Annotated in this window: 6 protein-coding genes; 4 read left to right on the forward strand and 2 right to left on the reverse strand. The window is 71.9% G+C overall.

Annotation, left to right across the window (positions count from 1 at the left end; translation table 11 throughout):
* Positions 1-4 precede the first annotated feature (4 nt).
* Both ACFU9E_RS21285 and ACFU9E_RS21290 read right to left on the reverse strand, forming a co-directional pair.
* Entirely contained in the window at positions 5-1,036 is a 1,032-nt protein-coding gene (locus ACFU9E_RS21285; RefSeq protein ID WP_380683304.1) for a hypothetical protein, read from the reverse strand.
* Positions 1,037-1,235: 199 nt separating this feature from the next.
* A complete protein-coding gene (locus ACFU9E_RS21290) occupies positions 1,236-2,366 on the reverse strand; it encodes an ABC transporter substrate-binding protein (RefSeq protein WP_380683305.1) in 1,131 nt (376 codons plus the stop codon).
* A gap of 294 nt (positions 2,367-2,660) precedes the next feature.
* Between ACFU9E_RS21290 and ACFU9E_RS21295 the strand changes: the two genes are divergently transcribed.
* The 4 genes from ACFU9E_RS21295 (at position 2,661) to ACFU9E_RS21310 (ending at position 7,376) form a co-directional block, all read left to right on the forward strand.
* Entirely contained in the window at positions 2,661-4,295 is a 1,635-nt protein-coding gene (locus ACFU9E_RS21295; protein WP_380683306.1) for an APC family permease, read from the forward strand.
* Positions 4,296-4,508: 213 nt separating this feature from the next.
* A complete protein-coding gene (trpS, locus tag ACFU9E_RS21300; RefSeq protein WP_380689638.1) occupies positions 4,509-5,597 on the forward strand; it encodes a tryptophan--tRNA ligase in 1,089 nt (362 codons plus the stop codon).
* Between the two features lie 92 nt (positions 5,598-5,689).
* Positions 5,690-6,646 (forward strand): LD-carboxypeptidase, encoded by a 957-nt coding sequence (locus tag ACFU9E_RS21305; protein WP_380689640.1) that lies wholly within the window; start codon positions 5,690-5,692, stop codon positions 6,644-6,646.
* 13 nt (positions 6,647-6,659) lie between these two features.
* Positions 6,660-7,376, forward strand: a complete 717-nt coding sequence (locus ACFU9E_RS21310) for a nucleoside/nucleotide kinase family protein (protein WP_380689642.1) — start codon at positions 6,660-6,662, stop codon at positions 7,374-7,376.
* Positions 7,377-7,954: the final 578 nt, after the last annotated feature.

The following is a 7,954-nucleotide window of genomic DNA, read 5'->3' on the forward strand; positions in this document are numbered from 1 at the left end:
CGTTTCAGGCCCGGTCGACCCGCGCCGGGCCCGGCTGGACCGTCCGGCGTCCGCCGCGCCGGCCCGTGCGCCCGGCGGGACCGGCCTGCCAGTCCCGCGGCTCCAGCTCCCGGTCGTGCAGCGCACCGGGGTTGATCACGACGGAGAGCTGCGCCCCGGCCAGCCGCTCGTAGGCGAGGCCGGTGGCGCTCAGCAGGTGCTCGGTCGGCACCGACACGGCGATCGCGGGCCGCCAGGCGGGCAGTACCACCAGACAGGTTCCCCTGCCGAGCCGAACGAGTTCGGCGGTGGCGCGGACGGCGGGCCGTTCCTCCGCCCGCCCGGGCAGCCCCGCGGGTCCGAGGCGTCCCACGGCCTCCGGCTGGTGCGGGGTGCCGCTGATCAGGACGCCCAACGGTGCCTCGGCGCCCGCCACCGACCGCGTGCCGGTGCCCGTCCCGCTGACGGTGCCGGTCCCGCTGACGGTGCCGGTCCCGCTGACGGTGGCGGCTCCGGTGGCGGTACCGGTCTCCGTCCCGGTCCGGTCGTCATCGGTGCGCGGTCCGGGAACGGACGGCACGTTCGACGTCGGCGCCGGGCCGGAGGGTGTGGTCTCCGGTGGGAGGGGTCCGGCCGCCCGAGGGTGCATCCGGCGCAGCCGCCGCGACGGTGCCGGGCGCCGGGTGGCGACGGTGCGCAGTTCCTCCTGGGCCGCCCGCAGGACGGGGACGGTCCGGTCCCGGGCGGCCGGCGGCTGCTGGAGCCGGACGAAACCCTCGAGGCGACCGTCACCGCCGTCCGCGCGCTCCGGCCCGGCCACGTCCCCCGCAGCGGCGTCCGGCTCGACCGGCCCGCCGGACCGGCCGCCGCCGCGCGGCCTGGGCACGGAGCCACCCGTCCAGCCGTCGGCCCCCGCCGCCGCGATCGAGCAACGGCTCGCGCCGTCCGCCCCCGCGGCGTTCCCGGCCGCGTCCGGGCGGATGGGCGCCGACGGCGTGATCGCGGCGGCGGGGGCCGACGGGGACCGGTCGGCGGCGGTCTGGTCGAGCGTGGTCATTGGCACGGGCCCTTCACGGTTCGGTGCCGTCGATCCTCCCGCACCGGGCGATCTCCTCCAAGCGGCTTTCCGCCTCGTGCGCCCCACGCCACCGTCCTGCCCTGTTCGTCCCGTTCGTCCCGACAACCCCAGAAGTCCCAGGGGTCCCAGCCCTTCTGGCCGTCCCAGCGGCCCAGCACCCCCCCCGGGAGAGGGCCGGTCAGGCGCCGGGCGCCACGAAGCCCTTGAGGTCGGCCAGGACGACGTTGGCCGCGGCCACGCCGAGGCCGAGGAACCAGGTCTCGTCCGGGACCGGCCGGGCCTGCCCGGACTTGACCGCACCGAGCGTCTTCCACAGGGCCCCGCCGAGCACCGCGTCCTGGTTGGTGGAGCTGGGCGTGCCGTAGACGCCGTAGAAGACCCAGTCGGCGTCCGCCTTGTCGATCTGCTCGGGGCTGATCTCCACCGCGAGCTCCTTGACCTGCTCGATCTTGGGCTGCGGCAGCTGCGCGTCGGTGAGGATGGTGCCGATGAAGGACAGCTCCGCGTAGAGCCGGGTCTTGCCGGGCATGAAGCGCAGCGGCGTGATGGTCGGCCGCTTGTCGCCGAGCGTGGCGCCGATCGCCGCGGCCGCCGCCTGGTAGGCGTCCAGCTGGGCCCTGGCCTCGGCCTCCAGGCCGAACGGGCTCGCGTTGAGCAGGAAGTTCTGCTTCCACGGGTAGCCGGGGCGCAGCGAGAAGACGGTCGGCGCGATCTTGGAGAGCTGCTCGTACTGGTCCTGGGCGCGCAGCTGGCTGCCGAGGATCAGGTCGGGCTTGAGCGCGGCGATGGCCTCCAGGTTGAGGCTGTTGATGGTGCCGACGTTGGCGGGGTTGCCGGCCTTGTCCTTGAGGTAGGACGGCATCGTCTTGGAGCCGTCCGTGTGGACGACACCGACCGGCTGGACGCCGAGCGAGACGACGTTGTCGAGTTCGCCGGTGTCGAGGACCACGACCCGGACCGGCTTGGCGGGGACGACGGTCTCGCCCATCGCGTGCTTGACGGTGCGGGGGTAGACGCCGGGTGCGGCGTCGGTGCCGAAGCCCTTCATCTTCTCGATCACGGCGGCGTAGTCGTCACCGCCCTGCTTGACCGACTTCTGGTCCGGGGTGGAGCCGCCGGAGGGCTTGGCCGTCCCGTCGCCGGAGCCGGAGGCACCGGAGCCCGGACCGTCGGAGCCGGAGCCGCCCGAGCTGCCGCAGGCGGTGAGCAGCCCGCCGATGCCGAGCACGGCTCCGCCGGTGAGGGCCGCGGTGAGCAGCTTCCGGCGGGTGGGGCGGGGGTCGGTCGGCCGGCCGGGGGTGGGGGACACGCGGCACTCCTTCAGGGACGGGGCGTCGAAGTTAGGTGAGGCAAACCTATCCGACGGCCCCCGAAGTCTCTGCGCCGCATCGCCCGAGGACGGGACCGCGTCACGAATCGTGTCAAACCACAACACTTCCGACAAATCAATTCGGTAACGACCCTTCGAAATAAAGGTACACGCCTTAACGGTCCATGCATCACAGGTCAACGGTTGGGCGTTCCTGGGCAAATCGAAGGGAGTGGTTCAGATCACCTGAGGTTGGCCTACTCAACCTTCAGTACCCGCACCTAGGGTGCGGTGGTGTTTGATCAGCAGCTCTCAGAGCACGGAAGCAGCGGCCGGGCAACGGCGCCCGCCGCTCCGCAGGGTGCCCCGGTCAGTGGCGCCAGTGGTGGAGTCCCCGGCGCCGCTTCGGCGGGGGCGGCGGGGGCGACGGGGGCAGCGGGGGACAAGGGCCTACGGGGCAACTCCGTCGGCCTGCTGAGCAGCGTGGTCCTGGGCGTCTCCACGGTCGCCCCGGTCTACTGCCTGACCGCGACCCTGGGGCCGACCGTCACCGCGGTCGGCGTCCAGATGCCCGCGGTCTTCCTGGCCGGCTTCCTGCCGATGCTGCTCGTCGCCTTTGCGTACAAGGAGCTGAACAAGGACTTCCCGGACTGCGGCACGTCCTTCACCTGGACGGTCAAGGCGTTCGGTCCCCGGGTCGGCTGGATGGCCGGCTGGGGTCTGACGGTCGCCACGATCATCGTGCTGTCCAACCTCGCCGGGGTGGCCACCGACTTCCTGTACCTCATGCTCGGCGAGATGACCGGCAGCGGCGCCGTCGCCGACCTCAACGACAACAAGGCCGTGCACCTGGCCACCGTCGTCGTGCTGATCGCCGCCGCCACCGCGATGAGCTATCGCGGCATGACGGCCACCAAGTGGTTCCAGTACAGCCTGGTCGGCCTCCAACTGGCCGTCCTGCTGCTGTTCTCCGGCATCGCCATCGCCAAGGCCGCCGCCGGCGACCTGCCCCACTCGGTCGGCTTCTCCGCCTCCTGGCTCAACCCGCTGGAAGTGAGCTCCTTCAGCGCGTTCACCGCCGGCCTCTCCCTGTCGATCTTCATGTACTGGGGCTGGGACACCTGCCTCACCATGAACGAGGAGACCAGCGGCAGCGCCAAGACCCCGGGCCGGGCCGCGATGATCTCGATGGTCACCCTGGTCGGCTCCTACCTGCTGGTCGCCATCGCCGCCCAGATGTTCGCCGGCGTCGGCACCACCGGCACCGGCCTCGGCAACCCCGACACCGCCGACAACGTCTTCGCCGCCCTGGCCCGCCCGGTGCTCGGCTCCCCGTGGAGCATCCTGCTCTTCGTGGCCGTCGTCGCCAGCGCCGCCGCCAGCCTGCAGACCACCTTCATCCCGGTCGCCCGCACCCTGCTCGCGATGAGCGCCTACCGCGCCGTGCCGCCGCGCTTCGGCACCGTCCACCCGCGCTACCGCACCCCCGGCTTCGCCACCGTCGCGGCCGGCATCGCCACCGCCGCCTTCTACGTCGGCATGAGCGTGATCAGCGAGAACGTCGTCCAGGACACCATCCTGGCCCTCGGTCTGATGATCTGCTTCTACTACGCGCTGACCGCCTTCGCCTGCGCCTGGTACTTCCGCCGCTCGCTCCGCGACAGCCTGCGCGACCTCGTCGTCAAGGGCATCGCCCCGCTGCTCGGCGGCATCCTGCTCAGCGGCGTCTTCCTGCAGACCCTCACCGACGCCTGGGACCCGGACTACGGCAGCGGTGCCGTGTTCGGCATCGGCTCCGTGTTCGTCATCGGCGTCGGCATCCTGCTGCTCGGCGCGGTCCTCATGGCCGTGTACGGCGTCTACCGGCCCGCGTTCTTCCGCGGCGAGACGTTGCGCAAGGACACGCCCGCCCTCGTCGTCGAGGACTGATCACGACCGAGGAGTCGAACGGCGGTTGGGCAGCCGCTATCCTCGAACCCATGAAGCGCTTCGCAGGTCTCAGCTGGTGGCCGTCCTAGGACGGCCACCAGCCACGCCTGACCAGGGCCGTCCGGGATGGACGGCCCTGTCGCGTTTCTCCGACGGGACGGGCCCCGAGCCCCGGACGGCCACCACCACCGCCGTACCGAGGAGAGACACCCCGTGACCACGACCACCGCCGCCGCCGACCTCGCCGAGTCCGCCGACCTCGCAGACCCCGACGACCTCGCCGACCTCGACGCGAGCATCCGCACCGACCCGGGCGCCCACCGCGTCCTCACCGGCGACCGCCCCACCGGTCCGCTCCACCTCGGCCACTACTTCGGCAGCCTCCGCAACCGGGTCCGCCTCCAGCGCCTGGGCGTCGAGATGTTCCTGGTCATCCCCGACTACCAGGTCATCACCGACCGGGACCTCGCCGACCGCCTCGCCGAGCACACCGAGAACCTCGTCCTCGACTACCTCGCCACCGGCATCGACGCCGAACGCGCCACGATCTTCACCCACAGTTCGGTCCCCGCCCTCAACCAGCTGCTGCTGCCCTTCCTCAGCCTGGTCAGCGTCGCCGAACTCCACCGCAACCCCACCGTCAAGGACGAGATCGCCCACTCCAGCCAGGCCGCCGTCAACGGACTGATGCTCACCTACCCCGTCCACCAGGCCGCCGACATCCTCTTCTGCAAGGCCGACCTGGTCCCCGTCGGCAAGGACCAGCTGCCCCACCTGGAGGTCGCCCGCACCGTCGCCCGCCGATTCAACGAGCGCTACCCGCACCTCGACGGCACCACCGTCTTCCCCCGCCCCCGGGCCCTGCTCGGCGCCGCCCCGCTGCTGCTCGGCACCGACGGCGGCAAGATGAGCAAGAGCCGCGGCAACTCCATCCCGCTCGCCGCCGACGAGGACACCACCGCACGGCTCCTCAAGGGCGCCAAGACCGACGCCGACCGCCGCATCTCCTACGACCCCGCCGGCCGCCCCGAGGTCTCCAACCTCCTCCTGCTCGCCGCCCTCTGCCAGGACCGCACCCCCGAGGAGGTCGCCGAGGAGATCGGCGACGGCGGCGCGGCCGCGCTCAAGCGCACCGTCACCGAGGCCGTCAACGAGTACTTCCGCCCGATCCGCGCCCGCCGCGCCGAACTCACGGCCGACCGCGGCCACCTCCGCGAGGTCCTGCGCGCCGGCTCCGAACGCGCCAACGTGATCGCCGACGCCACCCTCGCCGAAGTGCGCGAGGTCATGGGATCGCTGTGAACGCGTCAGGGGCATAACCTCTCGGGGCCGGTTCCGCGCCGGCCCCGGGACCACCCCGACCCGCGCCGCCGCACCCCGGAAGGAACCCGGCCATGGACCAGCACCCGACCACCCCCGGCCGAGGACTGACCCGCCCGCCGCACCTCCGCCCCGGGGACCACGTCACCGTGGTCGCCACCAGCGGCCCCATCGACCCCCGGCGGCTCGCCGCCGGCACCGCCCTGCTGCGCTCCTGGGGCCTGCGCGTCACCGTCGCCCCGCACGTCCTGGACACCCACCCCGTCCTCGGCCACCTCGCCGGCACCGACGCCGACCGCGCCGCCGACCTGCAGAGCGCCTGGCTCGATCCCACCGTCGACGCCGTCATGTGCGCCCGCGGAGGCTACGGCGTGCACCGCATGGTCGACCTCCTCGACTGGAACGCCCTGCGCGCCGTCCCACCCAAGGTGCTGATCGGCTACAGCGACGTCTCCTCCCTGCACGAGGCCTTCGCCCAGCGCCTCGGCATCGCCACCCTCTACGGACCGATGAGCGCCACGGCCACCTTCCTGGAGGACGGCCCCACCGCCGAACACCTGCGCCGCACCCTCTTCGAACCCGCCGCCACGACCGTCCTCACCTCGGCCACCGCCACCGCCCTCGTCCCCGGCCGGGCCCGCGGCATCACCGCCGGCGGCTGCACCCACGTCCTCGCCGCCGAACGCGGCACCCCCGCCGCCCGCCCCTCCTACGCCGGCCACCTCCTGGTCCTGGAGGACGTCAACGAGCACCCCTACCAGCTCGACCGGCTCCTCACCCAGCTCCTGCGCTCCGGAGCCTTCGACGGCGTCACCGGCATCGCCCTCGGCTCCTGGGAGGGCTGCGGCCCGCTCGACCGGGTCCGGGACGTCATGCTCGACCGCCTCGGACCGCTCGGCATACCGATCATCTGGGAACTGGGCTTCGGCCACGGCCCGTCCACCCTCACCGTCCCGCTCGGCGTCCCCGCCCTGCTCGATGCCGACGCCGGCACCCTCACCCTGGACCTGCCCGCCCTCGCCGAACGCTGAGTAGGGTTCGCCCATGAACGCGGACCGACCCACCGGGACCTCCGTCATGGCCGACCTCGACGCGGACAGCGTCGCGGCCATCGCCCGCGGCCTGCTGCGAGGCCCCGGCAGCAACGCCCGCACCATCCTCGGACTCGCCGGCCCGCCCGGCGCGGGCAAGTCCACCCTGGCCCGGCACCTCGTCGCCGAGGTCGAGCGCCACGAGGGCCCGGGCAGCGCCGCCTACCTCCCGCTGGACGGCTTCCACCTCTCCGGCGCCCAACTCGACCGTCTCGACCTCGGCCACCGCAAGGGCGCACCCGCCACTTTCGACGCGCACGGCTACGTCGCCCTGCTCCGCCGGGTCGCCACCGACCGCTTCCAGGACATCTACGTCCCCGACTTCGACCGCGACCTCGACGAGCCGGTGGCCGCCCGGCACGTGGTCCACCCGCACGCCCGCCTCGTCATCACCGAGGGCAACTACCTCGCCGCCGCCGACCACCCCTGGCCGGAGGCCCGGCGCCTGCTGCGCGAACTCTGGTACGTGGAGACGGACGACGCGGTCCGCGAGGCCCGTCTCCTCGGCCGCCACCGCGCCGGCGGCCGGGACGAGGCCACCGCCCGCCACTGGGTCACCGGCAATGACCACCCCAACGGTGAGTACGTGAAGGCCGGCCGCGCGCTCTGCACCCGTATCGTCCGAGTAGGCCGTTTGCCTCAGCCCCCGAACGGGCGTAGTGTTCTCTAGTCGCTCGGCAGGGAGCACCGGACACGCATCGGCGCGGACGGTCCCGGGGCGGCCAATCCTCTGAAACACCACCTCTTCCCGGTTACGGGCCGAGGCGTGTCGTTATTTGTTTCGACGCGTTCCGGCTCAGGGTTTATTTGGTGTGCCTGTTTTTGGGGATTGCGGCTGGATTCGCTTTTCGGAGCGGGGATCGGTTAGAGTTTGGAACGTCGGACGGGGCGTCAAGCCGCAGAAGACACCAGCGAGTTGGATGAAGGAAGCGCCGGGAACGGCACGGAAAACATCTGGTAAGCTGGAAACACGAAAGAACGAAGCGCCCGGAGGGCCCGCTGGAAGGCGGCTCGAAGGAAGCGTCCGTTCCTTGAGAACTCAACAGCGTGCCAAAAGTCAACGCCAGATATGTTGACATCCCCGGCCTCAGATTCTCTGGGGTTGGAGATTCCTTTTGAAATAACACTAGCGAGGACGCAGTGCGCGGGATCACCCTATTCCGGTGGTTGCCGTGCCGCTCACCGCGGGTGTGAACCGGATTACCGGTAATCATTCACGGAGAGTTTGATCCTGGCTCAGGACGAACG

The organism is Kitasatospora sp. NPDC057595, from assembly GCF_042800875.1.
Taxonomy (GTDB): domain Bacteria; phylum Actinomycetota; class Actinomycetes; order Streptomycetales; family Streptomycetaceae; genus Kitasatospora.